The organism is Kitasatospora sp. NRRL B-11411 (genome assembly GCF_000721345.1).
Lineage (GTDB): Bacteria > Actinomycetota > Actinomycetes > Streptomycetales > Streptomycetaceae > Kitasatospora > Kitasatospora cineracea.
In genome coordinates this window covers 30,398-56,737 of the sequence record NZ_JOGH01000034.1, presented here as the reverse complement: position 1 = coordinate 56,737, position 26,340 = coordinate 30,398, and the positions used below count along the sequence as shown (strand labels likewise).

24 protein-coding genes and 1 pseudogene are annotated in these 26,340 nt (G+C 70.6%); 7 read left to right on the top strand and 18 right to left on the bottom strand.

The genetic code is table 11. From position 1 onward, the window contains the following. Window positions 1-8 precede the first annotated feature (8 nt). From IH44_RS45460 to IH44_RS0117840, 10 genes are all read right to left on the bottom strand, one after another. Window positions 9-410 (bottom strand): hypothetical protein, encoded by a 402-nt coding sequence (locus IH44_RS45460; RefSeq protein ID WP_232794989.1) that lies wholly within the window; start codon window positions 408-410, stop codon window positions 9-11. A gap of 813 nt (window positions 411-1,223) precedes the next feature. Further along, complete coding sequence (locus IH44_RS0117885) at window positions 1,224-2,600, bottom strand: IS1380 family transposase (RefSeq protein ID WP_030460592.1); 1,377 nt, start codon at window positions 2,598-2,600, stop codon at window positions 1,224-1,226. Window positions 2,601-2,752: 152 nt separating this feature from the next. After that, window positions 2,753-3,295 carry a hypothetical protein gene (locus IH44_RS0117880; protein WP_030460591.1) on the bottom strand — a complete coding sequence of 181 codons (543 nt, stop codon included), beginning with the start codon at window positions 3,293-3,295 and terminating at the stop codon, window positions 2,753-2,755. Window positions 3,296-3,378: 83 nt separating this feature from the next. Next, window positions 3,379-4,536, bottom strand: coding sequence for a DUF2637 domain-containing protein (locus tag IH44_RS48130; RefSeq protein ID WP_232794988.1), 1,158 nt, complete (start codon window positions 4,534-4,536; stop codon window positions 3,379-3,381). Between the two features lie 62 nt (window positions 4,537-4,598). Beyond that, window positions 4,599-5,369, bottom strand: a complete 771-nt coding sequence (locus IH44_RS48125) for a DUF6195 family protein (protein ID WP_232794987.1) — start codon at window positions 5,367-5,369, stop codon at window positions 4,599-4,601. Further along, on the bottom strand, window positions 5,369-6,049 hold the full coding sequence (locus IH44_RS0117860) for an ATP-binding protein (protein ID WP_107066567.1): 681 nt from the start codon (window positions 6,047-6,049) through the stop codon (window positions 5,369-5,371). The genes IH44_RS48125 and IH44_RS0117860 overlap by 1 nt, the downstream gene beginning before the upstream one ends. 50 nt (window positions 6,050-6,099) lie before the next feature. Next, a complete protein-coding gene (locus tag IH44_RS46555; protein ID WP_157852368.1) occupies window positions 6,100-6,396 on the bottom strand; it encodes a hypothetical protein in 297 nt (98 codons plus the stop codon). A gap of 560 nt (window positions 6,397-6,956) precedes the next feature. Beyond that, window positions 6,957-7,319, bottom strand: a complete 363-nt coding sequence (locus IH44_RS46550; RefSeq protein ID WP_157852366.1) for a hypothetical protein — start codon at window positions 7,317-7,319, stop codon at window positions 6,957-6,959. Window positions 7,320-7,376: 57 nt separating this feature from the next. Continuing rightward, window positions 7,377-7,964 (bottom strand): WhiB family transcriptional regulator, encoded by a 588-nt coding sequence (locus tag IH44_RS0117845; RefSeq protein ID WP_030460586.1) that lies wholly within the window; start codon window positions 7,962-7,964, stop codon window positions 7,377-7,379. A gap of 98 nt (window positions 7,965-8,062) precedes the next feature. Next, entirely contained in the window at window positions 8,063-8,263 is a 201-nt protein-coding gene (locus IH44_RS0117840) for a hypothetical protein (RefSeq protein WP_030460585.1), read from the bottom strand. Between the two features lie 759 nt (window positions 8,264-9,022). Between IH44_RS0117840 and IH44_RS0117835 the strand changes: the two genes are divergently transcribed. Next, complete coding sequence (locus tag IH44_RS0117835) at window positions 9,023-9,895, top strand: helix-turn-helix domain-containing protein (protein WP_030460584.1); 873 nt, start codon at window positions 9,023-9,025, stop codon at window positions 9,893-9,895. Between the two features lie 214 nt (window positions 9,896-10,109). On the opposite strand, the gene IH44_RS0117830 is transcribed toward IH44_RS0117835, so the two are convergent. The 4 genes from IH44_RS0117830 to IH44_RS0117815 all read right to left on the bottom strand — a co-directional run bounded on the left by IH44_RS0117830 (window position 10,110) and on the right by IH44_RS0117815 (window position 15,200). Beyond that, a complete protein-coding gene (locus IH44_RS0117830) occupies window positions 10,110-10,739 on the bottom strand; it encodes an HAD-IA family hydrolase (protein ID WP_030460583.1) in 630 nt (209 codons plus the stop codon). A gap of 269 nt (window positions 10,740-11,008) precedes the next feature. Further along, window positions 11,009-12,205 carry an MAB_1171c family putative transporter gene (locus IH44_RS0117825; protein WP_369794970.1) on the bottom strand — a complete coding sequence of 399 codons (1,197 nt, stop codon included), beginning with the start codon at window positions 12,203-12,205 and terminating at the stop codon, window positions 11,009-11,011. A 147-nt stretch (window positions 12,206-12,352) separates the two neighbouring features. After that, window positions 12,353-12,949, bottom strand: coding sequence for a hypothetical protein (locus IH44_RS0117820; RefSeq protein WP_369794968.1), 597 nt, complete (start codon window positions 12,947-12,949; stop codon window positions 12,353-12,355). 607 nt (window positions 12,950-13,556) lie between these two features. Continuing rightward, on the bottom strand, window positions 13,557-15,200 hold the full coding sequence (locus tag IH44_RS0117815; RefSeq protein WP_157852362.1) for a recombinase family protein: 1,644 nt from the start codon (window positions 15,198-15,200) through the stop codon (window positions 13,557-13,559). A gap of 67 nt (window positions 15,201-15,267) precedes the next feature. Here IH44_RS0117815 and IH44_RS0117810 point away from each other — a divergent pair. Together IH44_RS0117810 and IH44_RS0117805 are read left to right on the top strand one after the other, a co-directional pair. Beyond that, a pseudogene (locus IH44_RS0117810) lies at window positions 15,268-17,321 on the top strand (thioredoxin domain-containing protein). Window positions 17,322-17,375: 54 nt separating this feature from the next. Beyond that, the gene (locus tag IH44_RS0117805) at window positions 17,376-18,227 is read left to right on the top strand and encodes a GNAT family N-acetyltransferase (protein WP_030460578.1); all 852 of its coding nucleotides are present in this window, start codon (window positions 17,376-17,378) and stop codon (window positions 18,225-18,227) included. A gap of 222 nt (window positions 18,228-18,449) precedes the next feature. On the opposite strand, the gene IH44_RS0117800 is transcribed toward IH44_RS0117805, so the two are convergent. Further along, window positions 18,450-19,388 carry a hypothetical protein gene (locus IH44_RS0117800; RefSeq protein WP_030460577.1) on the bottom strand — a complete coding sequence of 313 codons (939 nt, stop codon included), beginning with the start codon at window positions 19,386-19,388 and terminating at the stop codon, window positions 18,450-18,452. 242 nt (window positions 19,389-19,630) lie between these two features. On the opposite strand from IH44_RS0117800, the gene IH44_RS0117795 reads away from it, so the two are divergent. After that, entirely contained in the window at window positions 19,631-20,287 is a 657-nt protein-coding gene (locus tag IH44_RS0117795; protein ID WP_030460576.1) for a papain-like cysteine protease family protein, read from the top strand. A gap of 11 nt (window positions 20,288-20,298) precedes the next feature. Further along, window positions 20,299-21,138 (top strand): hypothetical protein, encoded by an 840-nt coding sequence (locus IH44_RS0117790; protein WP_051817019.1) that lies wholly within the window; start codon window positions 20,299-20,301, stop codon window positions 21,136-21,138. A gap of 254 nt (window positions 21,139-21,392) precedes the next feature. On the opposite strand, the gene IH44_RS0117785 is transcribed toward IH44_RS0117790, so the two are convergent. Beyond that, a complete protein-coding gene (locus tag IH44_RS0117785) occupies window positions 21,393-22,358 on the bottom strand; it encodes a GlxA family transcriptional regulator (RefSeq protein WP_035955486.1) in 966 nt (321 codons plus the stop codon). 84 nt (window positions 22,359-22,442) lie between these two features. On the opposite strand from IH44_RS0117785, the gene IH44_RS0117775 reads away from it, so the two are divergent. Beyond that, entirely contained in the window at window positions 22,443-23,432 is a 990-nt protein-coding gene (locus IH44_RS0117775; RefSeq protein WP_051817018.1) for an NADP-dependent oxidoreductase, read from the top strand. A gap of 36 nt (window positions 23,433-23,468) precedes the next feature. Here IH44_RS0117775 and IH44_RS0117770 read toward each other — a convergent pair whose 3' ends face one another. After that, entirely contained in the window at window positions 23,469-24,137 is a 669-nt protein-coding gene (locus IH44_RS0117770; protein WP_030460572.1) for a TetR family transcriptional regulator, read from the bottom strand. Beyond that, a complete protein-coding gene (locus IH44_RS0117765; RefSeq protein ID WP_030460571.1) occupies window positions 24,134-25,849 on the bottom strand; it encodes an MFS transporter in 1,716 nt (571 codons plus the stop codon). The genes IH44_RS0117770 and IH44_RS0117765 overlap by 4 nt, the downstream gene beginning before the upstream one ends. A 214-nt stretch (window positions 25,850-26,063) precedes the next feature. On the opposite strand from IH44_RS0117765, the gene IH44_RS0117760 reads away from it, so the two are divergent. After that, window positions 26,064-26,333, top strand: a complete 270-nt coding sequence (locus IH44_RS0117760) for a hypothetical protein (protein WP_030460570.1) — start codon at window positions 26,064-26,066, stop codon at window positions 26,331-26,333. Window positions 26,334-26,340: the final 7 nt, after the last annotated feature.

Below are 26,340 nucleotides of genomic sequence, written 5' to 3'. Positions count from 1 at the left end.
AGGCCCCGTCACGCCCAGGGCAAGGCGGTGACCCGCCAGCCCTGGGAGGTGTGCTCAAGTCGCAGGGCGAGCTGTTCGCTGCTCCGCCGCGTGGGTCCGGAGGCCGGAGTCGTGGTGAGGGTGTAGCTCACCCGGACCAGGGCGACGGCCTTGGTCGGAGCCGGTGCGCCGTCGGGGACCGCGGTGGAGGTGATGTCGACCGTCTGCCGGGCCTGCTCGGCGCGGAGCGCGGCCCAGGCCGTCTCCTGGCCGGGACGCTTCTGGCCGAGGATGGGCACCAGGTCGCCGGACGCGAACTTGGCGGCCCTGGCTCCGGCCTCGGCGAACGAGGAGTCCTTGCCGTCGCGGGCGTCATGCTCGGCGTAGGCCGCGGTGAATGCCCGCGCGCTCTGTTCGATATCCGCGGGCAAGGAGGTGCTCGGCGGCGCCGCTGGGGCTTCTGCAGCCCGGACCGCCGCGCTCGTCTCCGCGGAGCCCGCCGAGATGGTGTCCGCCTGCGCGGCCGAGGAACGGGAGGAAGCCTCCGGGCCGCTGGAACAGCCGGCCGACAGCGCGGCCAGTGCGCCGACAGCACCTATGGCTGCGGATATGCGTATAGAACGGCTGGATCGAGGCATGGGGAATCCGCAATCTCGGTGCAAGGGGATTTTGAGAGCGGGTGTTGCGGCCCAGGGGGAGGGGGCCGCAACACCCCTTCGCAGAGGAGGGGGATTTCCTCTGCGGGCTTTATCGGCGGTTGCTCGCCGCAGAATTGGCGGACCAGGGGCGTATCTGTGCCGCGCCGGTCCGGGAGCTGTTCACTGGTCTCACCGGCAGACCTTCATTCCAGGTCAGATGCCGTTCCCAGTACCCGTCAGCCCGTGGCATAGTTCAGGGGGACGGTGCACGAAAGCAGCCGCTCATATCAAGGCCATCAGCCCCTTCCAGGAAAAAGGGAAGCCCGGAATTCGGGGCTCCTGTGGGCCGAAAACGCCTTGTGGCGTTGGCCGTGCCTAAATCCTCGCAGGGGTCTGCGGACAACTCGAATCAGCAAAAAAGCCGGAACCTAATTCCAGGAATTAGCCTCGATCTTTCGTGACGGTCCGTCGGTTCATCTGACGGGCCGTTTCGGCTTCTCGGGCTGGTGATGGGCAGGGCGGTGGCCCGGCTGTCGCGTCGGGTGGGCGCCGGGTTCCACGGCTCCGGGGTGGTGGGCTGCTCGTCGGGATAGGCGTTGTCGCTGGTCAGCCTGGCTGTGGGAGGGACTGGAGGCGCTCGAATGCGGTGGTGATCATGTCGGTCCAGGGCCAGTGGCGGGCCAGGCGGAGCCAGCGGCGGCGGCCGGTGGTCACGAGCTGGGCGGCGGCGGAGAACAGGCGAAGCCGCAGGCGCTTGGGCTCCCAGCGTCGGGCGTTGCCGGTCAGGGCGAGCATGGGCATCCAGGCGAGCAGGTCCAGGGCGATCTGGACGATCTCCAGCCAGATCCGGTTCTGGGCGGCGGCGTGGAGGGGCAGGTTGCGCAGGCCGGTGTCGCGGGCGGCACGGATGCGGTCCTCGGCCCGGGCCCGCTGGCGGTGCCGCAGTTCCAGAGCGGCGATCGGTGTGCCGGTGGTGTTGGTGGCGAAGCAGGTCAGCCGCATGCCGTCAGCGTCGGTGAAGCGCAACTGTGCTCCGGGGTGCGGGCGTTCCTTGCGCACGATCAGCCGCATGCCCTTCGGCCAGCCGCCCAGGACGTCGCCGGCGAGTTCGGCGACCCAGGCGCCGTCGCGGACGTGGCCGTCCGGTTCGACGGCCGGAGTCCAGGCCGAGGCGGGAACCAGCAGCACGGCCTGGTGGATCGCCTCCGTGATGGTCATTCCGATGGAGTAGGACAGCCATCGGCCGCGTGCGGTGAGCCAGTTGAGGAATTCGTGGGTGCCGCCGCCGGAGTCGGTGCGAATCAGGGTCCGCCGTCCGCGCCGGTGCTTCTTCGGCAGCTGGGCCAGGGCCAGGCGGGCGGCGGCGATGTGGTCGGCCGCGGTGTTGCTGCCCGCGTTGCCCGGCCGCAGCAGACCCGCGACCGGCTCGCCGGACCCTTCACGGCCGTGGTCGACGAACGCGAACAGCGGGTGGTGCCCGAAGGTCTTCTTCCAGGTCGCGGCCGCGTCCTGCTTCTCGGAGTGCGCCAGTACCAGCACCCCGTCGATGTCAACGATCACCGCGCCGTCGGCGGCCGGGGCCGCGTTGCCGGCCAACCGCCATACCTGTTCGCGGACTTCGGCCCGTGCCCGCCTTATCGCCGCAAGGGCTCGGGGCCCGGCCGTGGCCAGGGTGCCGACCAGGCGGGAGACGGTCGGGTCGGAGGCCACCGGGCCGAACACGGCGGGCTCGGCTCGCAGCATCGCGACATCGGCCAGGCAGTCCCCGCCCAGAGCCACGGCGAGCGCGACGTCCAGCAGGATCTTGCCCGGATCGTGTACCGCCCGGGGCTTGCGCCACGGCTTGAGCGCCACCGACAGCGCGTCCGCCAGTCCTGTCCGGCGGGCTGTTTCCACGAGGAGTACCCCGCCGGCCTGCGAGACGACCCCGCTGCCGCCACCCGATACCCGCACACGCGGGTAGGACCCGATACGCTTACTCACCTGGGAAGTGCCTCCGACGGCGCGAGAACAAGGGCCTAGACAATCCTCATTCTCGCTGGTCAGAGGCACTTTTCGCTTATCTGATCACCTGTCGGACGGGCCGCTCATGAAAGCCCGAGGTTAGGTTCCGGCTTCTCGGTCTGGAGACGGCGCTACTCGGCCCGGCGCAGGTGCTCGATCGCCACTCCGAGCCAGGCTGCGGCGGGCCCGGCGACCCACAGGGGTGCGCACGTGCTGTACGAGAGCACCAGCCCGTGCGGCCCTGCGGTGAGGTCGGTGAGGAGGCAGTGGTCGAACGGCATCCAGTCCACCGAGCCGGTCGGCCTGAGCCGCACGCCCGCAGAGGACAGGACGATCCGGGCCGGTGTGTGGTCACGCCACTGCGGCTCGGCGGCGGCCTCGGCTTCCCGCCGCCGCCGGGCGTTGAGAGCGTTGGGCACCCACTGCTGGCCGAAGGTGGGGTGGTTCTCCCAGTACCCCGCCGGCCGCGGATAGACGACGTCGGTTCCGTAGAAGCGGGCGGCCGAGCACCACACGTCGGCGAAGGCGGTCTCCCCCTCAGCCAGCGGGACGTCTGTCGCTTCGATGGGTGCCAGCCGGCCGCCGTTCTGGAGGTGTGCGGCGAGCGCGGACGCGGCGTGCACGCCTTCGGGGAGGGCCGTCTCCTCCGTGCGGTTCTGACGGCGTCGCCACATGACCGGTCCTTCCTTGTTGACGAGGCCGGGCGTGGTCGCTGCGGTGGAGACGGCAGCGACCACGCGGCCCCAATGAGATGAGATCACCAAAGAGCGCTGGAGGCGGCGGCGGGGGCGCTCGCGCGCTGGTCCGTCTCGTCCTTCAACCGCGCCAGCAGGACGCCCAACCGGTCGTTGCTGATCGGCTGCCGTGCGCGGACGGCCTCCTTGATCGCGTCACGGCTGATCCTTCCGCTCTCTCGGTAGGCCGCCCGAGCGACCGGCAACAGGTCCTCCAGCCACTCGTCATCGGCCTCCCGGTCCTGTGGTGGTTCGGCGTCGTCCGGGACGGACGGTCCGCCGTCGCCTGCGAGGTCGGGGACCGGCGCCGGGGCCGGTGCTTCGGGGTCCGCCGAGGACGGCGACGCTTCCCGGTCCTGTGGTGGTTCGGCGTCGTCCGGGACGGACGGTCCGCTCTCGCCTGCGGGGTCGGGGACCGGCGCCGGGGCCGGTGCTTCGGCAGCGGCCGGGGCGGGCCCCGGTACCTCCTGGTCCGGGCGGCCGGTCGGCTGCCCGTCGGCCGGTCCTCGCCCGTCGTCCGCCCGGTCCGCCGCCGCGGACGGTCGCGGCCTCGGCCCGGCCGCAGCAGGTGTCTCCGGATGGCGCTTTGCGGGCTTTCGCAGGTCAACAGCCGCGCGGACCGTCCCGGACGGCGCGGACGACGCGGACCTCATCCCGGAGTCCGCGCCGGTGTCCAGCGGCCCGGGCCCGGGGATCTGGGTGCCGCTCGCGGAGTCCTGGGCGGCCTGGCGGACCGGTCCGGGACCGGATTCCGCCCCGTCCCGGACGGACAACTCGGCGGTCCGCGCCATCAGGATGTACAGGTGGACCGAGCCCGCTAGCGCCAACGGCGCGAGCATCGACAGCACCGCGACGACACTGTCCGTGAGGTGCAGCGCGGACTGCGCGGACTGCGGACCGCGGTTCAACGTGATGGCGTGCAGCGCGTTCGCGCCCAAGCTCGCCGCCGTGGCTGCGAGGAACAGGAACCAGGTGTAGAGACGGGACAGGAACGGCTGGTGGCGGAGCAGGACGATCGCCCGCACTCCGTACGCAATGAACCCGTCGATGAACAGCGGGAACAAGTACGACAAGGTCTCGCGTGCATGGATCGCTATGGCGATCTGCCGCAGCGCGTCGTACGAGAACGCGAAGCCGGCCGCGCCCAGAAGGACGATCGCCGACCGGTCCCAGGGGGTCATGCTCCGCAGCGGGACCGCGGACTGCGAGTTGCCGGTAACCGGGGATATGTGCGCGTGGGACATCAGTAGTTGCCCCCATCCTGCGGAGCGATGTACTGCCAGGCCGGGGTCTGGGAGAGCAGGTGTCCGAGCTGCTCCAGGGAGGTCACCGCGTGTACGCGCTGGCTGGGGCAGCTCATGCAGGACACGCGCAGGGTGATGGACTCCGTGCCGCCCTGGTCGGAGTAGTACAGCTCCAGGTGCTGGCCGCCGACGGTGTCGAGCGAGGCGAATGCCTGGAGATGCTCCTCGAACGACAGGAGACCCAGGGTCTGCCACTCCAGGGTGGCCGCGTCGGCGCCGAGGAGACGGTGGGCGAAATTGGCCGCCGCCTTGGTGGACCGAGGGCCCCAGGTGCGGAAGGCGTCTTGCCGAGCAGCGGTGCGCCGCCACCTGTCAAGCGTGAGCTGTTCGGCCGCAGAGACCATGATCGGGTGGGGCATCGCGGGGCCTTCCGTGGAGTTGCTGGTGGAGATGGTGTTGCCGCCGCCGGGGGAGTTGGCGAGACGGAGCAGGACGTCCGCGTGGCACGGCACGTCGAGGGGGCAGGTGCACATGAGGTCGAGGCCGCGGAGCGCGCGGGCGAACTCCTTCGCGTAGGAGCGGCCCACCGGCCCCCGGAGCGTCGCGGAGAACAGGTCCACCGCTTCCTCCGGGCCCATCGGGGGCCCGGCCGGGGAAGGGCTGCGGTCCCCGGGCGTGAACGGGTTCGCGTACGGGCTGCGAGGACCGACGTATGCACAGGCTGTGGACAGGGTGGCGTCCGGTGCCGCCCCTTGCAGGCGAACGGGCATCAGGCTGCCCTCCCGCCGCGTCGACGGTCCGCGCCGATCATCGGGACCAGGCTGGTCACCATCTCGGCCAGTCGGCTGGCCACCCGGGCCCCGACGAAGTCGGTCAGGTCCGGCCCGGTCTCGTCACGCGCGGGGAGGTTGGACGTGATGACGGTCGGCAGGCAGTGGTTGTACCGGTGATTGATGAGGCGGTACGTCACCTCCTCGGTCCATTCCGAGGTCTTCGCGGTGCCGAGGTCATCCAGCAGCAGGTACTGCACCTCGCTGAGCCGCCGGAGCTCACGCTCGGCCGAGCCCATGACCTGTGAGGGCCGCAGCCGGCCGTACATGTCGGCGCTGTTGACCGCGATCAGCTCGAACCGGTCCGGGCCGCCGGCCGCGATCCTCCGCAGCGCGCCGTACGCCTCGTGCGTCTTGCCCGTGCCGGTGTGGCCGGTCAGGAGCAGGGCACCGGCGGCGGCGTTGTCGGCCAGAGCCCGATCGGCCCAGGCTTGTACTTCCGGAAGGCTCGCGTCGGCGTCGCGGTACCGGGGCGGGGTCGCGGCGTTCCAGCGGCCCAGGGCGTACTCCGCGCGGGCCCGGCGGTGCCACTGCCGGTCGCCCGGGTTCTCCTCCGGCGAGTCGTCGTCGATCGCTTCCGGCACGGTCTGTAGCCCTCTCGCTGCGAGTATCCGTTCCATGGCCCGCAGGGATGCGGCGCTGCCCGCGCGCTCTGGGTTGGGGGCCATGATCAAAATCCGTTCTGGTAGGCGCTGGGCTGGGCGGTGTTCTGGAAGGGGACCCACGTTCCGGGCTGCCTCCGCAGCGGGACGACGTTGGTCTGGGCCGCCTGCGCCGGGGCCTGATCAGGGAGGTCCGCCCAGATGCGGAGCAGGTAGCGGGCGGACAGCGGCGGGCGCTCGGAGTTCCAGCGCCGGGCGACCATCTCGACCAGCCGTTGGTGGCCCCAACGGGCCGCGAGGGCTGTTACCCGGTCCCATTCCGCTTCGGTCAGCCGCCAGCCGACGACCATCCCGGCCGCGGTCATCGCTGCTACCAGCTCCCGGGCGCCTTCCGGGACCTCGACCGAATCCTGTCCGGCTGAAACTTCCCGGAGCTTTGAATCAGCAAAGCTAGCTTGCTTTTTGGTGGTGGTAGTACTCCCGTAGGGAGTACTACCACCACGCACACGCGAGGAAGAAACTTCCGGCTCGCCGTGAAGAGAATTCCAATTTGAGGGCACCACAGGGGAATTCTGGGAAGCCCCTTCCTGGAAGTCCCTCCCACCTTGCGGCACGCCGGAGCCCGAAGACGGAAGTTCCGTCCCCTCGCGCTCCGCCGTCCCGCCGGCCTGGCCGAGGAGGATGGAGTACCTGCTGGGGTTGGACGCCCCGCCTCCGCGTTCGCGGCTCAGCTCCCCGAGCGACGCCAGGTCACCGAGGCACGTCGTGATCGAGCGGACCGTCAGCCCGGTCAGCCGCGATATCTCCTCCAGGGTGAGGGTCGCCCGCCCCTGATCATCCGCCTCCCGGGCCAGGGCGAGCAGGACGAGCCGCGAGCCCCTGCACGCCTTGGACTCAGACCACACCAGGTCCGTGGCTATCTCGCTCATTCGAAGTTCCCGTCGGATATCGCTATACGGCGTGCCGGTACGAGGCCGAAGGACTGGTCGTCTTCCGGGATGTACCCCTTCTGGTGCGGCTCCGGGGTGAGGTAAATCTCCCCGGTCGGGAGATAGAAGTCGTGAGCGACCCGCCAGTCCGCGAGACCGCCGAAAGTCCGGCGGACCAGTCGCGCCACGCCTTCTTCCGTCCTGTGATCGAGAAACGTACGGTAGAAATCGGGTTCGAATAGGTAGGTGAAGCCTCGCCGGACCGGAAAGACCCGGACAAGAACCGCAGCGGGGGCAACCCTTCTAATTTCTTCTTCGAGGTTTTTCCGCGTCAAAGCAGTGAGGTTGTTCTGAGACATGGGTAGGCTCCAGGACGCAAGGAAGTCCTTGCGGGAAGAATCGTTTCCTCGCGGCCGTCAGGCAGCATCAGCGCTTCGAACCGGCGGCGCGGCCGGTTCGGACCGGCGCTTCTGCCGGTGGGTCCGTGCCAGCTTCAACAGGTACTCGTGGGTGATTCCGAGCCCTCGCGCCACGGCAGCGGCATCCATCGTGGGATCGGCCGCGAACCGGGCGATCACTTCGTTACGCTCCGCCTTGCTCAGTGCCGCGGTTGAGCCGCGCAGCGCTCGACCGACAGCGTTCTCGTCGGTGCGCTTCTGCCAACTGGCCCGCAGAGTAGAGCGTTCCGAGGCAATCAGCCCCCCGCGAATCCCGAACTCTTCGTCGTTGCGCAAGGACTCGATCAGGCACCGGGCCGCCGTCGACAGCGGGCAGGCCGCACACAGATTCAGCGGCCTGACCAGCGACAGCCCCAGTCGTTCGACCGTTTCCATCGGCTCGGCCTGCGGACCGTCCCCGAGAGGAAAGAACATGTCGGTATCCCGCCCGGAGCACCGGGCATTCTCGGCCCAGTGCTTCCCTCGGGCCTTCTCGGATTCCCTGATGAGGGGGCCCCAGTCGCCCCGCAAAGCCGCCTCGGAGAGGTCGGATATTGTGGTTCTCATTTCGCCTCATGGTGCTAGCGGCACACGGCAGCCCAACCGGTCCGGTGCCAGAAGAGGAAGCGAGAGTCATCGAAAACTCTCGGTGAGGAAGGCGTGAGCTAAGCGGCTTCGCTGTCGACCGAGGTCCCGGTAACAGGCTTCACGAAGTCGTAGACGCGCGAATCGTGGGGAACCGAGAACTCGACGTCGAGGATCTTCCCCAGCGTCTCCCACTTCTCGCGGTCCCAGTCCGGCGAGGCTTCGAGCTGTGCGCTCACCCATGCATCAATGGAGGCGTCGAGGTCGTCCGCGTCCGCCATGGCCGCCCTCACGCGCCGAGCCGCAGGAACGCGACAGGGTGTACGGGCGTGCAGCAGGTAGCGGGCCCTCCCGGCCGGGCCATCGCCTCGGAGGCGTGCTCAACCCCAGACGGCCGACTGGGAGCCTGGCCGTAGCAGGGAGCAAAGAGGGGACGGACGTGCTCGACGGCAGGGGCGAGCTGGGGCTGGCCGTGGCCGGCCACTGAGGAAGGGATTCCCTTCGGCATGGCAAGCATGCGATACTCCATGGTTGCTAGAAACGCACGCAGCGGCCTCTCGCCAAAGAAGTTCCGTTGCCTGCGTAGTAGTGAATCGGCGCCCTTTAGGGAGCCGGACCCGGTGTCCAGGAGTTGGTAGCTCCTGGACACCGGTCTCATCTCGCCCGGATTCCTGCCGGGCTGGCTCTCTGTGGCACGTGTTTCCCCTCCGTTCGTTCCGGTGCCTGCCTGGGATGTTGCCGGGACACCTGCGGTGAGCCCATCCCCTAGCTCCAGGGATTGCGACGGGTCCGCGGGGCCCGCGACGGCCGACATCATCGGAGAGTGCTCCCGCCACCGGCCGACAACGACTAGGTACCGAAAGCAGGCCACGTCGATGCGACAGGCGCAGGAGTCCACTGGAGGCTGGCACCATAGAGGAGGCAGCCCGATCAGCAGGTTCGATACCTAAACTTACATTATTTTCCTAGAAGTATCAACCCTGATCTGCGGCTACCCGGTGCCGTCCCGACCCGTCCCCGATCGCCACCCTGGAGTTCATGTGCCACGTCAGTTCGACGGCAAGCGTGTACGCGCTGTCCGGCGGGGCAAGGACCTGAGCCAGGGCGAGCTGGCCGCCGCGGTGGGCGTCAAGGCTCCCGCTGTGGCGCGATGGGAGAGCGGTACGGACCACCCCAAGGGTGAGAAGCTCCCCGCGATTGCAGCGGCCCTCGGTCAGCCGCTCGACGTTCTCTTCCCCCACGACGGCCCGCCGGACCTCCAGCTCCTGCGGTGCGACGCCGGCCTCAGCGTGGCAGACGCCGCTGCGATCCTCGGCACGAGCCGCGTGCCGGTGAGCAATGCCGAGTCCGGTCGGCGCCGGCTGGGTGACGCCTATGTCCGACCCCTCGCGGAGGCGTACGGGGTGACCGAAGCGGAGTTGCTGGCCGCCCAGGACTGCTCGTTCGGGATTCGCCCCGAGACCTCGGGTGACGAGCGGGCATCGGCACCCCGCACGGTCGGGGAGAAGATCAACTATCTCCTGGAGTACGGGTACCTCGACCAGGACGCGCCCTCCAACGACGAAATCGTTCGGCGCGTAAATGAGCATGCCAGCGGGCCAGTCGTTACGGTCGAGGACATCGCCGCCCTTCGCGCGGGCGCGACAACCGAGGCATCCGAAGCAGTGCGCGCCGGCCTCGCCGAGGCGCTCCAGGTCGACGTCGCCATCTTCCAGGACGATGCGGAGCTCAACGAAGAGGTCCGCGAATTCCTGGAGTCGATCCGCTTCCTCAAGTCGATTCGAGGAGGGCAGATCCTCGGTCTGGCTGCCCGCGGCAACGGCGCGGGCCTGTCCGCCGAGATGATGGCCACGATCAACAACCTGGTCGGAGAGCTGAAGCACAAGCTCCCAGACGTAGAGGACGAGGGCTGACGCCCACCGGCGAGCGGTCCTCGCGGCCCTGGATCGGCGAGAATTTCCGAACCTCGGTTTCGTGTCCGGCGCCGACCGTTGGCGGGGCGCAGGCCCTGCGGCGGTAGCCGCGCTGCACCGAGCCGACAAAGGCGAAGGGACTGAGGCGATGCCCCCACGGGGGCATCGCCTCAGTCCCTTCGCCTTTTGCCGACCAGACCTCCGAGGCGCTGAACTACGACGCGGAGAGGTCCACGCCGAGCAGGTCGGAGAGAGTGGCTACCGTCTGCTTGGGGTCACGGTTGTGCACCCCCGCAAGGCCGAGCTGCTCTGCTGCCTTGACGTACGCCTCGGTGTCGTCGACGAAGATGCACTCCTCCGCCGGCAGGTCCATGAGCTTGAGCGTGATCTCGAAGAGGCCCTGGTCAGGCTTGCGCATCAGGTGCTGCTCGGAGATCACTACGACGTCGTACAGCCGCTCAAGCTCGTAGCCGTCGTACAGGTCCCAGGGGGCGAGGCCGACGCTGTTGGACAAAATGCCCACCTTGACCCCGGCCCGCCTGGCCGCAGCAGCCGCGTTGATCAGCAGCGGCTCGGGGCGGAGGTCGCCGAAGATGCGGCCCATCAGGTTGTCGGGGGCCACGCCCAGCATCTTGCCGGCGAACTCGTTCCACTCGGTCTGGGAGACCGCGCCGCGCTCAAGATCGCTGGTGATCCGGACGCCTTCCTCGTCCTTGTACAGGGCAGTGAGGCAGGCGCCCTGAGGAAGGCCCTCGCGCTGCTCGAAGGCGAGCACCGCGGGCAGCAGCGGCGTGGTGAGCACGCCGCCGAAGTCGAGGATGAGGCCAGTGCGGCGGTGGGACATGCGGGAACTCCTGGTTGCTGAGATTACGGACACCCATCCAGACCGGACGGCGTCAGGCCCCGGCTCCATGTCGTGACTGTGCGTCGCAGGCCAGGGCGTACCTATGGGCGGATCAAGACCGATTTGTCCGCACAACCCACGGTACCAAACCAGATCAAGCATCGGATGGTGCCGAATCTCACTGTCGGTGCGCTATTCAAGATCGCCATATCGCACCCCGCGTGCCTGAGATGAGGCCGCCCTGGGCGTCGTACGGAAATCCGTAGAGGCTACCGATCAGCCAACTCCGAAATTGTCGCTTCGGTGAGAAGGTCCTGAGCCTGCTTCTCGGTGGTATTCAAGTAGGCCGTGCTGACGCGCGCTAGCCATGCTGCTTCGCTGTCGGTGTCAACAAAAGGCTTTTCTCGCAGAGGGGCGGAGGCATCCACCCTTGCTGGTCCGGCGTCAACGGCCTTGAGTGCGGCTTTAATCCAGTACGCTTCTGCGGCCGGCTCCGGATCGGAATGCGACGCGGTAGCGTCCTCTGCGACAAATATCAGCTCCTGTGGAGCGTAGTAGCGCAGCTTCTCGCAAGCGTCAGCGATATCCTGGGTCCACCGGTCGAGGCGGACGTCGATGGGGACGCGCATGTGCATAAGCTCGGTGAATCGCTTTCCAGGTGGATAGAGACTCGTCCCCGGAAACGCCTCTACCAGGTCGAACCAGAGCGGATAGATCGTGTTCAACGTGCGCCACGTCTTCCACCGGGCCACGGCCGCGCGGGTGGTGGGAATGCTGGCCCCAACGCAGACGATCAGGAAAAGCAGGTTCATCCATATTGATGCAGCGTCCACGACAAGTCGAACTGCGGAGGGACTCATAGGGAAGATCACCGCGGCCCAGACGAGAGCAATGCGGGACACCGAATGGACCAGGCCCATCCACATCGAAATCCCCATCAAACGCAGCCCGATGCGCATGCTCGTGCACTCAGCCCGTCGCGCTGCCCTTGTCCACTGGTACCCGCAAACTGTGGCCGTGACCAGCGGAAAGAAGTAGAAGACGGTCATGTAGACCGCAAATCCCCACTGGCCGGCATGGTCGATGAGGAAATCTTGGCTCCGCACCTTGCGGTCCACCACGGTAAAGAACAGGACGGTGAGGAGAGCGACGCCTACAATCCCGGCCTTATATGATGCGCGGGCGATCCAGCGAGAGACCGCTACGTGACGGGGGACAACTGCCTCCGTGCTCTTCCCGTAGCTCGTGGCGACGTAGGTCAAGGCTGCGATGGTTGCCGCAGTGCTGGCGAAGTGTCTGAGCAGAGCATCCACGTCCACGACCGGGATTCGGTCCATGACGGTCATCAGTGCCGGTGTATAGAGCCACAGGGCTATTCCGAACCCTGCATAGCCTCCCCACAGGGCCCGGCGGTGAAAGTCACCGTAGCGAACTGCTGGGAATCGCCATACAGCGATTGCGGTCATTACAACCGCAGTCAGATATTGAAAATAGTCGGACATTGAACCGTGGCTATCTTGGGTAGGCTGCAATTGTCCCGACCCTGAAAGTCGGACGGCCGCAGCCTTAATCGCAATGAGGTGGACGGTCGGAAGTTGCGGTGCCCGATACGGCTAACGCCGGCGCTGGGGCGGGGCAACAGGGTGAGCAAGGGAGGCCTCAAGAAGGCTGACCATGTCATCTCCCCCGGCTGACTGACGGCGCGCCAGCCTCTTTATGAGCGACGCCGAAAGCTCGGCCTGCTTCTCCTCGGGGCTGTCAAAGTCGACGCGCCCTTGGACCACCGCCGATGGATAACGACGGATGACCTCTTGGCGGATTCGTTCAGGAACGTATCGCGCGATCTCGACTGCCGTCAGAGTGGTCCCGTGGTCCAGCCATTCGTGCGCGAGCTCATGGAGGATGATGTGCTCGGTCTGATTCCGGCTCGAACGGCGGCGGTAGAGAATGAGGGTGAACTCCGGCGCTTTCACTCGGAGGCCGCATGCTGAGCCCAGCCCGCCATCGGGGTCGTCTAGTGGTACTAGCCGAATCTGGCGACCCAACGCGCCCTCCATGTTCCGCACCAGTGCCTCGACGCTGAAAGGGGTGGGAACAGGAAGGTCGGCGAGCAGCCTCTCACATTCCTTCACGAGTGCGCGCTGTGAAGGGTCTCTACGCCAACGCATTAGTCGCTCCATTGAAATGCTGGTTTGCACCGCCAGCGCCACCCAGATACTCGTACGCGAGGCGCTATCAGTTAGGAGCCTGTGCTTGAGGTGTGTGCGGGGGCCGGTCGATCGGTGGCCGTAGCCACGGTCAATCGTACAAGGAGAAAAGTGTGTTATGTCCGGGCTGGGCGTGTTGTGAAGGTCACGCCGACGCGCAAATTCCAAGATCAAATTGAGAGCGACGACGCCTTAATTGATCTTTAGCCCTCCGGGCGCGAGCCGGGGTGAATGGGCCGGGCCGGGGCCGGCTTGGAGGAGCGCTGCGAGGCGGTTGGCAGCCTCGTGTCGGGGGTGGGCGCGGCACGGCCAGCCGGGGCACGCTCCGGGGCGGTTCGGGATGCGCTCGATGACAGACCTGCAACCGGTGCAGATCGTCATCATGGGGTCCGTGCTGCGGCGCTCCACCGACCGGTCCGTCCTTGCTCGTGATGCTGGTACCTCATCGAACGTACGGCTGCGCGGAGCGCGAACGGGAGCGAGGGCGGCGTGAGGTCGGCCACGCCGCGCATAGAGGTGGCTGCTGACGCGGAAGGGGCGGGGCCGTGCATGCCAGAGTGCACGGCCCCGCCCCTTCCGCTCGTGCCGAGCTGCCGTCGAGGGCGGGGAGCTATTTCCACACAGGGATGAGGCGCTTCGGGTTCGGTGTCTTGTTCCCCTTCTGTCCCGGCAGAACCTGGACAGCGGAGAATATCTCGAAGAGCACGTGGCGCTTCTGTGAAAGGTCGTACTCGCCGGAGAGCCACTTCTTGGCAACGTCGTCCGGTGCCTGGTTCTGCACTTCTGCCGCCAATTCAAACTTGGCTCGCTCGCGGCGCAACTTCTTGACTTCCTTCTCCAGTGGAATCGCCAGCCTGTAGAACATGTCGGCGGGGACTTCGTCCTCCTGCCACTTCTTCTCCAGGTCGGCGAGCTTGTCCGCCTTCTTCTGGAGCTTCTGTTCGTCTGGCCAAGCGACCTTGACCGGGATGAAAGTAGCCTGAGCCTTTTTCAGTTTCGCCAGCACCAGGAGCTGGAGTTGCTTGTCGACCATGGGTCCGGAGATCGAGTTACGCGAGCACCGCGAGCAGGTGTAGACGTACGGACTTCGCTTGCTCGAAGTCACCGAGCCACCCATGGCCTCGTTGCAAATGCGTGTCGTCACAACCCCGTTGAGCTCCTCCTCGATGCGGTACTGGCAGCGAAGCAAGGTGGAGCCTAGGTACTTGATGGTCTTTGGGATGCCGGTAATCCTCGGTGTGCCAGAGCCGCGGGCAAGATAAGTGCTTCCAGGCCCGAAAGTGGCGCACACTGCGTGCCACTTTTCCGGCGTGGTTACCGTTTCCCAGACTCCCACGATCGGCATGCCATTGTCGTCCAGGACGAGGTCACCACGGTTCGCGCGATAGCCGCAGACACGTGGCGCAGTCATCATCTGTGTCAGCGTCTGCGGAACAATGTTGCCGCCACGGCTTCCCTTCAGCCCTCGTCGCCGTGATTCATCGCAGAGGGTGCTCATGGCTTTCCCCTTGATGCGCTCGTCAATCGCCCACGCGAGAAAGTCTGACTCGACCCGTCGAAGCGTTTTCCGGTCTTCCTCCCAGCCGAACGGGCGCGGGCCGCTGTGAGGCAAACCGTCGAGTATTCGGTCCTGGTGCCAGTCACGGATTCGGCGCTTCTTCTTCATGGACTCGGCCTTGTTGACCACCGCCATGATGCCGGTCTTGATGATCTCGCTTTCCTCGGTGAGATCCATCGGCCCCGACGGGGTGTAGAACCGCCGGCTCGGGTCGAGGGTGAGCGCCTCGACAAAGTCCTCCCAGTCCCGGTCCGTGCGCTGTACGCGGTCCTGGTCCACGCAGATGACCCCGTGGACCGGGTAGCCCTCCGGGGTGTGCCCGCGGCGGAGGTCCCGGAGCATCGCCTGGAAGTCCGGACGGATTACGTCGCGCTTCGAGGCCGACAGGTCGTTGTCGGTGTACCGGTGGACGATCACGGCGTTGTGGCGAGCCGCGTTCCTGCCGTTGCGGCGGTGCTGGTTGGCCACGCCCTTGCCCGCCGACCACGCGGAGGTGGCGGCCTTCTTCTTGTTGTGCTTGCGCCAGTCGTCCGAGATGCGGGAGTACCCGATCAAGAAGGGGGTGTCGGGGTGGAGGCGGGCAAGCTCCTCCGGCGGAGCGAGCCCGGCGGGCCTGCCGCGCAGCTCAAGATCGTCCGGCCCGGTCTCGTCGAGCGGAGCGCTGGACATGGCGTGTTCGTGACTGATTGTGCTCAAGGACTTACTCCTGACCCGGCTGCCCGAAAGCTTCGCGGGGCGGTTCGGATCATGGGACGATGCCGGTATGAACCGACTGGCTAACGAGCAGTCGCCGTACCTACTCCAGCACGCTTCCAATCCGGTGGATTGGTGGCCATGGGGAGAGGAGGCGATGAATGAAGCTAAGCGGCGGGACGTACCCATCCTTCTTTCGGTGGGCTATGCGTCCTGCCACTTATGCTTCTGTAAGTTTACTGGTGTCACGTGATGGCGCACGAGTCGTTCGAGGACGAGGTGACGGCGGGGTTCCTGAACGAGCGGTTCGTGGCGGTGAAGGTCGACCGGGAGGAGCGGCCGGACGTCGACGCGGTGTACATGGAGGCGGTGCAGGCGGCCACGGGGCAGGGCGGGTGGCCGATGACGGTGTTCCTGACGCCGGGGAAGGAGCCGTTCTACTTCGGGACGTACTTCCCGCCGGAGCCGCGGCACGGGATGCCCTCGTTCCGGCAGGTGCTGGAGGGGGTGGACAAGGCGTGGACGGGGCGGCGCGAGGAGGTGGCGGAGGTCGCGGCGCGGATCGGGCGGGACCTGGCGGAGCGGGCCTCGGTGTACGCGGTGGGCAGCGGGGTGGCGGAGCTGCCGGGGGAGGGTGAACTGCACGGGGCGGTCGTGGAGTTGACGCGGTCGTTCGACGAGCGGCGGGGCGGGTTCGGCGGGGCGCCGAAGTTCCCGCCGTCGATGGTGCTGGAGTTCCTGCTGCGGCACCACGCGCGGACCGGGTCCGAGGCGGCGCTGCAGATGGTGGAGCGCACCTGCGAGGCGATGGCGCGCGGCGGGATCTACGACCAGTTGGGCGGCGGCTTCGCCCGGTACGCGGTGGACGCGACCTGGACGGTGCCGCACTTCGAGAAGATGCTGTACGACAACGCACTGCTGCTGCGGGTGTACCTGCACCTGTGGCGGGCCACCGGCGAGGAGCGGGCACGCCGGGTCGCGCTGGAGACCGCCGACTTCCTGCTGCGCGAACTGCGCACCCCCGAGGGCGGGTTCGCCTCCGCGCTGGACGCCGACTCGCTGGACGCGGCGAGCGGGAAGAACGCCGAGGGCGCGTACTACGCCTGGACGCCCGAACAGCTGGAGCAGGTGCTGGGGGCGGCGGACGCCGCCGTGGCGGTCGGACTGTTCGACGTCACCGGGACGTTCGAGCACGGCAGTTCGGTGCTGCGGCTGGTCGAGGACCCGCAGGACGAGGAGAAGTACCGGGAGATCCGGGCGAAGCTGTTCGAGGCGCGGGCCGGGCGCCCGGCCCCCGCGCGGGACGACAAGGTGGTGGCGGCCTGGAACGGCCTGGCGATCGCCGCGCTCGCCGAGGCCGGCGCGCTGCTGGAGCGCCCCGACCTGGTCGAGGCCGCCGAGCGCGCCGCCGACCTGCTGATCGCCGTCCACCTCACGGCCGAGGGACGGCTGCTGCGCACCTCCCGGGACGGGCGGGCGGGCGCCAACGCGGGCGTGCTGGAGGACTACGCCGACACCGCCGAGGGCTTCCTCGCGCTGTACGCCGTCACCGGGGAGAGCTCCTGGCTGCAACTGGCCGGGGAACTCCTCGACCTGGTGCTGCTGCACTTCACCGACGAGGCGTCCGGCGCGCTGTACGACACCGCCGACGACGCCGAGCAACTGATCCGCCGCCCGCAGGACCCCACCGACAACGCCACCCCGTCCGGTTGGACCGCCGCCGCCGGCGCCCTGCTCACGTACGCCGCGTACACCGGCTCGGCGCGCCACCGCACCGCCGCCGAACGGGCGTTGGGCATCGTCTCCACCCTCGGCACCCGCGCCCCCCGGTTCACCGGCTGGGGCCTGGCCGTCGCCGAGGCGCTGCTCGACGGGCCCCGCGAGGTCGCCGTGGTCGGCCCGGCCGGCGACCCGGACCGGACCGCGCTGCACCTGGCCGCGCTGCGCTCCACCGCGCCCGGCGCGGCCGTCGCCGTCGGCGAACCCGGCGACACCGAGGTGCCGCTGCTCGCCGACCGGCCGCTGCTGGACGGCCGGCCCGCCGCGTACGTGTGCCGGCACTTCGCCTGCGAGCGCCCCACGGCGGACGCCGCCGAACTCGCCGCCCGCCTGCGGGGGAAGTAGCGGACCGGAAAAACCCGCTGGGCACGGACGACCGCGGCGGGGGAGGATGCGGCAATGGGCTGGACACTCACCACGTCACTGGACGCGTTCCGCACCGCAGCCGGGGCCTTCCTCGCGGCCGATCCCGTCGAGAACACCGTGCTGCTCACCATCCTCGACCGGATCGACCGGGACGGACCGCGGGCCTACGGCGAAACGCCGCCCGAGTACGGCTGGTGGTGCGAACCGGACGGCACCGTCACCGGCGCCACCGTGCGCACCCCGCCGTACGGGCAGCGCCTCGGCCGGATGGGCACCGCCGCCGCCGAGGAGCTCGCCCGGGTGCTCGCCGACCGGCCGCAGCGGCCCGAGGACGCGGGCGGCGGCCGGGAGACGGTGTTCGCCTTCGCCGCCGAATGGGCCCGGTGCACCGGCCTCGGCTGGGCCGTCGCCTCCGACGAACGGCTGTACCGGCTCGGCGAGTTGACCCCGCCGCCGGCCCCGCCCGCCGGGCGGCCCCGCCCCGCCGCGCCCGCGGACCGGGAGCTGGTCGCGCACTGGCTCGCCGCGTTCTGCACCGAGGCCGGGATCAGCGCCCCCGGCGACGTGCGGGCCGACGCCGACCAGCGGATCGCCGCCGGCACCCTGCTGCTCTGGGAGGCCGGCGACGGCCGCACCACCGCCCTGGCCGGAGCGAGCCCGGCCGTCGCCGGCATGTCCCGGATCGGCCCCGTCTACACCCCGCCCGAGCACCGCGGCCACGGCTACGCCAGCGCCCTGACGGCGGCGGCCTCCGCCCACGCCCGGGCCGGCGGCGCGGCCGAGGTGCTGCTCTACACCGACCTCGCCAACCCCACCAGCAACGCGATCTACCAGCGCATCGGCTACGTCCCGGTCGGCGACGCGGCGAACGTCGTCTTCCGCTGAACCGGAGGACCGCGGCGCGCTACCTGGACTGATGGCAGCGGGACGTCAACGCGGCGGTCAACGTCGCCAAGGCCGCCGGACTGGCGGTGTCAGCCTGTGGAGCGCAGGTCAGACGGGCACCCGTGCCCGCACCGCGCGGCGAAGCAGGAACCCACCCGAAGCGACCCACCCAACCGGTGCGGGAGCAGGCGGGAATCCCCGGCCCCTAGGCCGGGGAGGATGTCAATCCCAGTCCCAGCGCAGGCCGAGCAGGCAGGGCGGCAGGTCGGCGGCGACCAGGTGGGCGCAGTGGTGGCCGTCGAGGGTCAACTCCTCGGTCTCCAGCGGGGACTGGCCGGGGGTGCGCAGGGTGAAGCGGTCGCAGCGGACCGGGAGGGCGGCGGCGGAGAAGGTGACCTGCAGGACGTACTGGCCGGCGCCCGCGTTGAAGCCGCGGACGTACTCGTGGCTGGGCCCGGCCGACGGGGCCTCGTCGAAGCCGTAGCCCAGCAGGTGGGTGTCGCCGGTGCGCAGGCGGCGGTCGAGGAGGAGTTCGGCGACCAGCAGGTTGGCGGCGGGGTCGCGGCGGATCCGGCCGGGCCGGCAGTTCTCCTCGGCCCGGACCCGGACGCGTTCGATGTCGCAGCCCGGGTCGCCCTGGTAGATGGCCAGGTAGCGGTCGATGCCGTCGCGGTGCGCGCGCAGCACGTGCTGGGAGTCGCGGCGCAGCAGCTGCCGGTCCGCGCCGACCCGGATCCGCTCGATGTGGGTGATGGTGTGCAGGCCGGTGTCGGGCGGTCCGGACAGGACGGCGAGCAGCCCGTCGACGGCCTCGGCGGGGCTGATCAGGTCCCGGTAGGGGCGGACCGCCGGGCTGGCCGGCGCGGGGTCGGGGACGCTGCGGCGGGGGCCGAGCAGCCGGGTCAGCGAGTGTTCGGGCAGGTCCAGCAGCTCCTCCAGCACCGCGACGGCGCGCAGCGACTCGGCCCGCTCGGGCCGCCGCAGCCCCTGCTGCCAGTAGCTGAGGCTGGTCACCCCGACCCGCACGCCGCGCTGTGCGAGCCGTTCGCGCAGCCGGTGCAGAGCCAGCCCGCGGGCGGCGATCGCGGCCCGCAGCGCGAGGTGGAACGGCCCGGTGCGCAGGGCGAGGGCCAGGTCGGACGGTGCGGTCGGCTGCTGCATGGCCACCTCCTCGATCGACCGTGAATATTCACACCTCGCGGCCGCCTTGTCATCGGGCCGGACGATATCCGCGCTGCCCAGGTCCGCCGCGTTCACACCGCCGCCGACCCCGTTCACACCCCGGCCGCCGGGCGGGCCGCGGCCGTTGACCCGCGCCCCGGCCCGGCCGGATGCTCGTCCCGCGCCGTCCGGACGCCGCCCCCCACATCCACTCCTCGCCCCTGCCAGGAGGCCGAACCCCCATGCCACACCTCCCGATCCGGCTGCGCCGGACGGCCGCCGCACTCGCCCTGGGCGTCCTCGCCCCGGTGCTGGGCACGGCCGCCACCGCCACCCCCGCCCAGGCGGCCACCGCCCCCACGACGACGGCCGCCGCGCCGGCCGCCCCCGCCGCGCCCCAGGCCCCGGCGCTGGCCGGCACCTCGCGCATCCTCGACCTCACCATGCAGGCCCAGCAGCAGAGCAACTGGTGCTGGGCGGCCAGCGGCAACACCATCGCCACGTACTACGGCTACACCTACAGCCAGAACCAGTTCTGCAACCTCGCCTTCGGACGCTCCGTCAACTCCTCCTGCCCCAACAGCCAGGCCAGCCTGGCCGAGGTGCAGAACGCGCTGTACCGGATCGGCATCAGCACCGGCTCGTACGTCAACGGCTACCTGCGCTACGCCACCGTGCAGGGCGAGATCGACGCCGGCCGGCCCGTCGAGACCCGGATCCAGTGGAGCTCCGGCGGCGGCCACATGAACGTCCTCTACGGCTACGACACCGGCAGCAACTGGCTGTACTGGGGCGACCCGTGGCCGTCCGACTACCGCTACAACTGGGGCGACTACAACTACTACGTGAGCAACGGCTCCTTCTCCTGGACCCACTCCCTGTACCGGATCGGCGCGTGAGGAGCCCCGCCATGAACAGCCACCACCACGTCCGCACCGCCCGCACCGCGACCGCCCTCACCGCCGTCGCGCTCGCCCTCGTCCTCGCGCCCGCGGCCCACGCCGCCGACGCCCCCGGGGCCCCCGCCGCACCCGGCGCCGGCGAACTCGCCGCCGCCCGCACCGCGACCCAACAGCCCGCCGTTCTCGACAAGTTGGGGCACTTCTTCGCCCGCAAGGGCGTGCCGCCCACCCAGCAGCTCGGGATCAGCGCGGCCGACGAGGCCAAGGCCGCGACCGCCGCCGCACCCCGGCTCACCGGGGACACCGTGCCCGTCTACACCCTCTCCGCCGCCTTCGTCTCCGGCCGGGCCGGGGCCGAGGTCGCCGAGGCCGGGTTCACCGCGACGACCGCCGTCGCCGCGGACGGACAGCGCGCCTCGGTCTGGACCGCCCGGCAGAACGGAAGCTGGCGGGTCGTCAACATCGCCTCCGGCAGCGACGAGGCCGACTACGCCGCCAAGGCCGCGGCCGACGGCGGCACCGCCTTCCGCGAACCCCAGATCAACGCCTGGTACGAGCTCAAGGACGGCCGCGTCCTGCCGCTCGACGACGAGGCCCGCCGCTCGGTCGGCGCCCGCGGCAGCACCGTCGCCGCCTACCAGCGGCTGGTCCGGCAGCGCTACGGGGACAAGCTGCCCGGCTCCGCGTACGACGCCTCCGGCAAGGCCGGCGGCTTCACCGCGGAGAACGCCGCACCGCAACCCGACCGGACGGCGCCGCTGCTCACCGCGGGCAGCGCGATCGGGCTGACCGCCCTGGCCGGCACGGCACTGGGCCTGCGGCGCCGCAAGGCCCGCATCAAGTACTGACGCGCACATCGAGCACCGGACCTGCACCAGGACGCCCGCCGTCGGAGACGGCGGGCGTCCGCCGTGCGGCGGTGGTGCCGACAGGTGGCCCTAGGCCCTGTCCGGTCGATCTTGTCGGATCAGCGCGCGGCGGTGGGCGCCCGGCTGGGAGTGCCGGCCCGACGCCCTCGTACTGGATGTACTTGGGTGTTGGGCCGGTGCTTCCAGGCGGGATGTCCGGCGTCGTGCGCCCGGCAAGATCGGCCGGACAGGGCCTAGCGGGCGGTGCCGGCGAAGGTGCGGCGGTAGGCGAGGGGGGAGACGCCGATCGCGCTGTGCAGGTGCTGGCGCAGCGAGACGGGGTTGGCGAAGCCGACGCGGGTGGCGATCTGGTCGATGGTGAGGTCGGTGGCCTCCAGGAGGTGGCGGGCCAGGGCGATGCGCTGCTGGGTGAGCCAGCGGCCGGGGCTCTGGCCGGTCTCCTCCTGGAAGCGGCGGGCGAAGGTACGGGTGCTCATGGCGGCGTGGGCGGCGAGTTCGGCGAGGGTCAGCGGCCGGTGGAGCCGGGTGAGCGCCCACTCGCGGGTGGGGGCGGTGCCGGCGCTGCCGGTGGTGGGGACGGGCCGCACGACGTACTGGGCCTGGCCGCCCTCGCGCCAGGGCGGGACGACGCAGATCCGGGCGGCCCGGTTGGCGGCGGCGGTGCCGTGGTCGCTGCGCAGGACGTGCAGGAAGAGGTCGATGCCGGAGGCGGCGCCCGCCGAGGTGAGGACGTCGCCGTCGTCGACGAACAGCACGTCGGGGTCGAGCCGGACGCGCGGGAAGAGCGCGCGGAAGCGGTCGGCGAGGGCCCAGTGGGTGGTGGCGGGGCGGCCGTCGAGGAGTCCGGCGGCGGCGAGGACGAAGGCGCCGGTGCAGATGGAGATCAGCCGGGTGCCGGGCCGGACCAGGGCGAGCGCGGCGGCGGTCGCCGGGTCCAGCGCAGCGGTCTCGGGGACGGGCGCGAACGGCGGGATCACCACGGTGTCGGCCTCGGCGAGGACCTCGGGCCCGTGGTCGGGGACGACGGCGAAGTCGGCGTCGGCGCGGACCGGCCGGCCGTCGACGGTGCAGGTGGACAGCCGGTAGAGGCCGTCGGTGCTGCCGAACACCCGCTTGGGGATGCCCAGTTCGAACGGGTACACGCCGTCCAGGGCGAGCACGGCGACCCGGTGCGGCGCCGGAGCGGGGGCGGTGGCCATGGCGGACCTCCTGGCAGGATCCCATCGGACGGTGACCATCATGCCACTCACGTCCGGCCGCCCGCCGCCGCGAGGCTGGAGCACATGACGACGGACCGGACGAACACGAACACGAACACGAACACGGGCGCGGACACGATGCGCGCGGTCAGCCAGGACGTCCTCGGCGGCCCCGAGGTACTGCGGGTGGTGGAGCGCCCCCGCCCGCACCCGGGGGCGAGCGAGGTGCTGGTACGGGTCCGGGCGGCGGGCCTGAACCCGACCGACTGGAAGCACCGGGCGGCCGGGATCTTCCTCGGCGAGCCGCCGTTCGTGCTCGGCTGGGACGTGGCGGGCACGGTCGAGGCGGTCGGCCTCGGCGTCACGCTGTTCGCGCCGGGCGACGAGGTGTTCGGCATGCTGCCCTACCCGCACGGGGTCGGCGCGCACGCCGAGTACGTGACCGGCCCGGCCCGGGCCTTCGTCCGCCGCCCCGCCTCGCTGGACGTGGTGCAGGCGGGCGCGCTGCCGCTGGCCGCGCTGACGGCCTGGCAGGCACTGGTGGACACCGCGCAGGTCCGGGCCGGGGACCGGGTGCTGGTGCACGCCGCGGCCGGCGGGGTCGGACACCTGGCGGTGCAGATCGCCAAGTCCCGCGGCGCGCACGTGATCGGCACCGCCAGCGCGGGCAAGCACGACTTCCTGCGCCGGATCGGGGTGGACGAGCCGGTCGACTACCGGGCGGTCGACTTCGCCGAGGCGGTGCGCGACGTCGACGTCGTGCTCGACACCATCGGCGGCGACTACCAGCTGCGTTCGCTGCGCACGCTGCGCCGGGGCGGGCTGCTGGTGTCGATCCTGCCCGTCCCGGCCGAGGGACTGGCCGAGGAGGCGGCCCGGCTCGGGGTGCGGACCGCGCTGCTGCTGGTGGAGGCCGACCACGCGGGCATGACCGCCGTCGCCGACCTCGCCGAACGCGGCCTGCTGCGGGCCGAGATCGCCGGGACGTTCCCGCTCGCCGAGGCCGCGAAGGCGCACGAGCTGGGCGACGGCGGGCGGGTCGCGGGCAAGCTGGTGCTGCTGCCGACGGACTGAGCCCGGCCCCGGCCCCGGCCCCGGCGCCGGCCCCGGTCAGCGGGTGCCGAGTTCCTGGAGGTGCCGCAGGGCCTGGTCGAGCAGGTCGGCGAGGTCGTCCCGGCCCTCGTGCTCGGCCCAGTACAGGGAGGTCTCGGTGAGCGCGGCGGAGATCGCGGCGGCGGTGACCCGCAGTTCGAGGGGGGAGGCGTCCGGGGCGGCCCGTTCGGTGAGCAGGTCGAGCAGCATGCCGCGCGGCTGGCCGGAGCCCTCCAGCATCCGGACCCGGACCGACGGGACGGAGGCGGCCAGCCGCATCCGCTCGTACAGCTCGGCGCGCTCGTGCTCGGCGAGCATCCGCCGGACCAGCCCGACCAGCACCTCGCGCGCCGAGGTCAGGAAGGGCTCGTCCGCCGGTCGGGCCCGGATCGCGTCGGCCATCAGCGGGTCGTACTCGTCGGTGAGCAGCAGGTCCTCCTTGACCGGGAAGTACCGGAAGAAGGTGGACGGGGAGACCTCCGCCGCGGCCGCGATCTGGTCGACGGTGGTGGCCTCCCAGCCCTGTTCGGCGAAGAGCCGCAGCGCCTCCCGGCGCAGCGCCTGACGGGTCTTCAGCTTCTTGCGCTCGCGCAGCGACAGCGGGGCCTCGACGAGTTCCTCCAGCGAACCGGGCGCGCCGGGGGAGGAGTCGGACGGTCGGGGCCGGGCGCTGCGCGGGGTGGTCATGCTGACGATTCTCCGTGATCGCCCGCCGCCGCGGCCACCGGCCGCACCGGCCCGCCCGGCACCGCACCGTCCGGCTGCTCCGAAGCACCGGACACCGGAGCACTGGACACCGAAGCACCGGACACCCCACCGCCCGGCACCGGCCCGCCCGGCCCGCCCGGCTCCGGGAGGGCGGCGGGTGTGGGCCCGGGGCCCGCGCCGGGCGCCGCCGCGGGGTCGGTGCCGGGCATCCGGGCCGCGACCAGGACGGCGGAGAGCACCGCGAGGATCCCGGCGACCAGCAGCACCAGCGTCATGCCGTGCAGGTAGGCGCCGTGCGCGGACGCGGCCAGCGCCGGGTCGCCGAGCCGCTCGGCGACCGTGTCGGCGGCGGTCACCGAACCGCGGGCCGGCTGCGCGGCCGGGCCGGGCAGCCCGGCGGTGTCCAGGCGGGAGCGGTACCCGGCGGCCAGCAGGGCGCCGAAGGCGGCGACGCCGAGCGCGCCGCCGACCTGGCGGAGCGTCTGGAGCAGGCCGGAGCCGACGCCGGCCTTGGCGGGCGGCAGCAGGAGCAGCGCGGAGGCGGTCGCGGTGATCAGCACCAGGCCGAGTCCGGCGCCGAACAGCGGCAGCCACAGCGCCGTCCAGCCGTAGCCGTCCCCGGCGGAGGTGCGGCTGCCGAGCAGCAGGGCCAGGCCGGTCAGCGCCAGCCCGGCGGTGATCACGCCGCGCGGGGCGAAGCGGCGCACCAGCGGTTCGCCGAGCCGGGAGGCGACCAGCAGGCCGCCCATCATCGGCATCAGGCGCAGCCCGCTGCCGAGCGCGTCGGTGCCCAGCACGCTCTGGAAGTAGGCGGGGAGGACGAAGAAGCCGCCGAGCAGGGCCACCGACACCAGGGTGACGGCGATCGCGCACCAGCGGAACACCGGTTCGGCGAGCAGCCGCAGGTCGAGCATCGGGTGCTCGGCGCGGCGGCTGCGCCGCACCAGCCAGGTCAGCGCGAGCACGGCGCCGGCCAGCGCGGCCGGCACCCGGGCGTCGCCCCAGCCCAGGTCGCCGCCCTCGATGACGCCCCAGGTCAGCGCGGACAGGCCGGTGGCGGCGAGGACGGCGGCGGGCAGGTCGATCCGGGGTGAGGCCGGGTCGGCGGACTCCGGGAGCAGCAGCAGGCAGGCGGCGGCGGCGAGCAGCACCAGCGGCACGTTGATCAGGAAGATCGAGCCCCACCAGTAGTGGCGCAGCAGCAGGCCGCCGACGATCGGGCCGAGCGGGACGCCGATCGCGGTCATGGTGGTCAACAGGGCGGTGGCGCGGCGCTGTTCGGCGGGCGGGAAGACGGCCGGGACGACCGCCATCGACATCGGCATCACGAGCGCGGCGGCCAGTCCCATCGCGGCGCGGGCGGCGATCAGCTGCCCGGGGCCGGAGGCGAGCGTGCCGAGCAGCGAGGCGGCGCCGAACAGGCCGAGGCCGAGGACCAGGGTGCGGCGGCGGCCGAACCGGTCGCCGAGCAGTCCGGCGGGCAGCAGGGCGGCGGCGAACAGCACCGTGTAGGCGTCGACGATCCACTGCTGCTGCCCGGTGCTCGCCGCCAACTGCCGGGCCAGGTCGGGCAGGGCGACGTTCAGCACGGTGGTGTCGAAGCCGATGACGAGCGCGCTGAGCGCGACCGCCACCAGGGCGATCCAGCGGCGCGGGTGCGGAGGGGCGGGCGGTGCTTGGGACACGGGCATGGCGGAGCCTCCATCGGAGAGTTTCTCTCAAATGAGAGTAACTCTCAAAAGATGGCCACCGTCAAGCGAAGAGCGGTCTGCGGGATTCCCACCTCTGGAATTGATGCGTTGTTGATCCCCCGTTCGCCCCCGGAGCGTGCTGAACATGTCACCGTAGGTGGGGAGTTCTCTGACGACGTGTCAGAAGACCTGTCGGCCGGCGGGAGGTTTGCCGATGGAGTACGGTGCGGCGCGGTTCTGGAGCGGTGTGGTCGGTGTGCTGGCCGCGCTGGCCGTCATAGCCGGGTACCTGGCGGGCGGCGCCCGCATGGTCTGGGGCGTCTCCGCGGTGGAGGTGCTGGCGGTGATGGCCTGGGTCGGGTACCGCTTCCGCGGCCGGGCCCACCAGCGGGCGGCGGGCGAAGGGCCCGACGCGGCGCACTGCGAGCGCTGCCGTCGGGCCCGGGAGCGGCTGGAGGCCAAGGCCCAGCCGGTTCGCTACTGAGACTGCC

Excerpts from the sequence above, each read along its gene's own strand:
- IH44_RS0117880 (WP_030460591.1), bottom strand. The coding sequence starts at position 3,295 with ATGTGGCGACGCCGTCAGAACCGCACGGAGGAGACGGCCCTCCCCGAA.
- IH44_RS48130 (WP_232794988.1), bottom strand. The coding sequence starts at position 4,536 with ATGACCCCCTGGGACCGGTCGGCGATCGTCCTTCTGGGCGCGGCCGGC.
- IH44_RS48125 (WP_232794987.1), bottom strand. The coding sequence starts at position 5,369 with ATGCCCGTTCGCCTGCAAGGGGCGGCACCGGACGCCACCCTGTCCACA.
- IH44_RS0117860 (WP_107066567.1), bottom strand. The coding sequence starts at position 6,049 with ATGGAACGGATACTCGCAGCGAGAGGGCTACAGACCGTGCCGGAAGCG.
- IH44_RS46555 (WP_157852368.1), bottom strand. The coding sequence starts at position 6,396 with ATGACCGCGGCCGGGATGGTCGTCGGCTGGCGGCTGACCGAAGCGGAA.
- IH44_RS46550 (WP_157852366.1), bottom strand. The coding sequence starts at position 7,319 with ATGTCTCAGAACAACCTCACTGCTTTGACGCGGAAAAACCTCGAAGAA.
- IH44_RS0117845 (WP_030460586.1), bottom strand. The coding sequence starts at position 7,964 with ATGAGAACCACAATATCCGACCTCTCCGAGGCGGCTTTGCGGGGCGAC.
- IH44_RS0117840 (WP_030460585.1), bottom strand. The coding sequence starts at position 8,263 with ATGGCGGACGCGGACGACCTCGACGCCTCCATTGATGCATGGGTGAGC.
- IH44_RS0117830 (WP_030460583.1), bottom strand. The coding sequence starts at position 10,739 with ATGTCCCACCGCCGCACTGGCCTCATCCTCGACTTCGGCGGCGTGCTC.
- IH44_RS0117825 (WP_369794970.1), bottom strand. The coding sequence starts at position 12,205 with ATGACCGCAATCGCTGTATGGCGATTCCCAGCAGTTCGCTACGGTGAC.
- IH44_RS0117805 (WP_030460578.1), top strand. The coding sequence starts at position 17,376 with ATGGGCTGGACACTCACCACGTCACTGGACGCGTTCCGCACCGCAGCC.
- IH44_RS0117800 (WP_030460577.1), bottom strand. The coding sequence starts at position 19,388 with ATGCAGCAGCCGACCGCACCGTCCGACCTGGCCCTCGCCCTGCGCACC.
- IH44_RS0117795 (WP_030460576.1), top strand. The coding sequence starts at position 19,631 with ATGCCACACCTCCCGATCCGGCTGCGCCGGACGGCCGCCGCACTCGCC.
- IH44_RS0117790 (WP_051817019.1), top strand. The coding sequence starts at position 20,299 with ATGAACAGCCACCACCACGTCCGCACCGCCCGCACCGCGACCGCCCTC.
- IH44_RS0117785 (WP_035955486.1), bottom strand. The coding sequence starts at position 22,358 with ATGGCCACCGCCCCCGCTCCGGCGCCGCACCGGGTCGCCGTGCTCGCC.
- IH44_RS0117775 (WP_051817018.1), top strand. The coding sequence starts at position 22,443 with ATGACGACGGACCGGACGAACACGAACACGAACACGAACACGGGCGCG.
- IH44_RS0117770 (WP_030460572.1), bottom strand. The coding sequence starts at position 24,137 with ATGACCACCCCGCGCAGCGCCCGGCCCCGACCGTCCGACTCCTCCCCC.
- IH44_RS0117765 (WP_030460571.1), bottom strand. The coding sequence starts at position 25,849 with ATGCCCGTGTCCCAAGCACCGCCCGCCCCTCCGCACCCGCGCCGCTGG.
- IH44_RS0117760 (WP_030460570.1), top strand. The coding sequence starts at position 26,064 with ATGGAGTACGGTGCGGCGCGGTTCTGGAGCGGTGTGGTCGGTGTGCTG.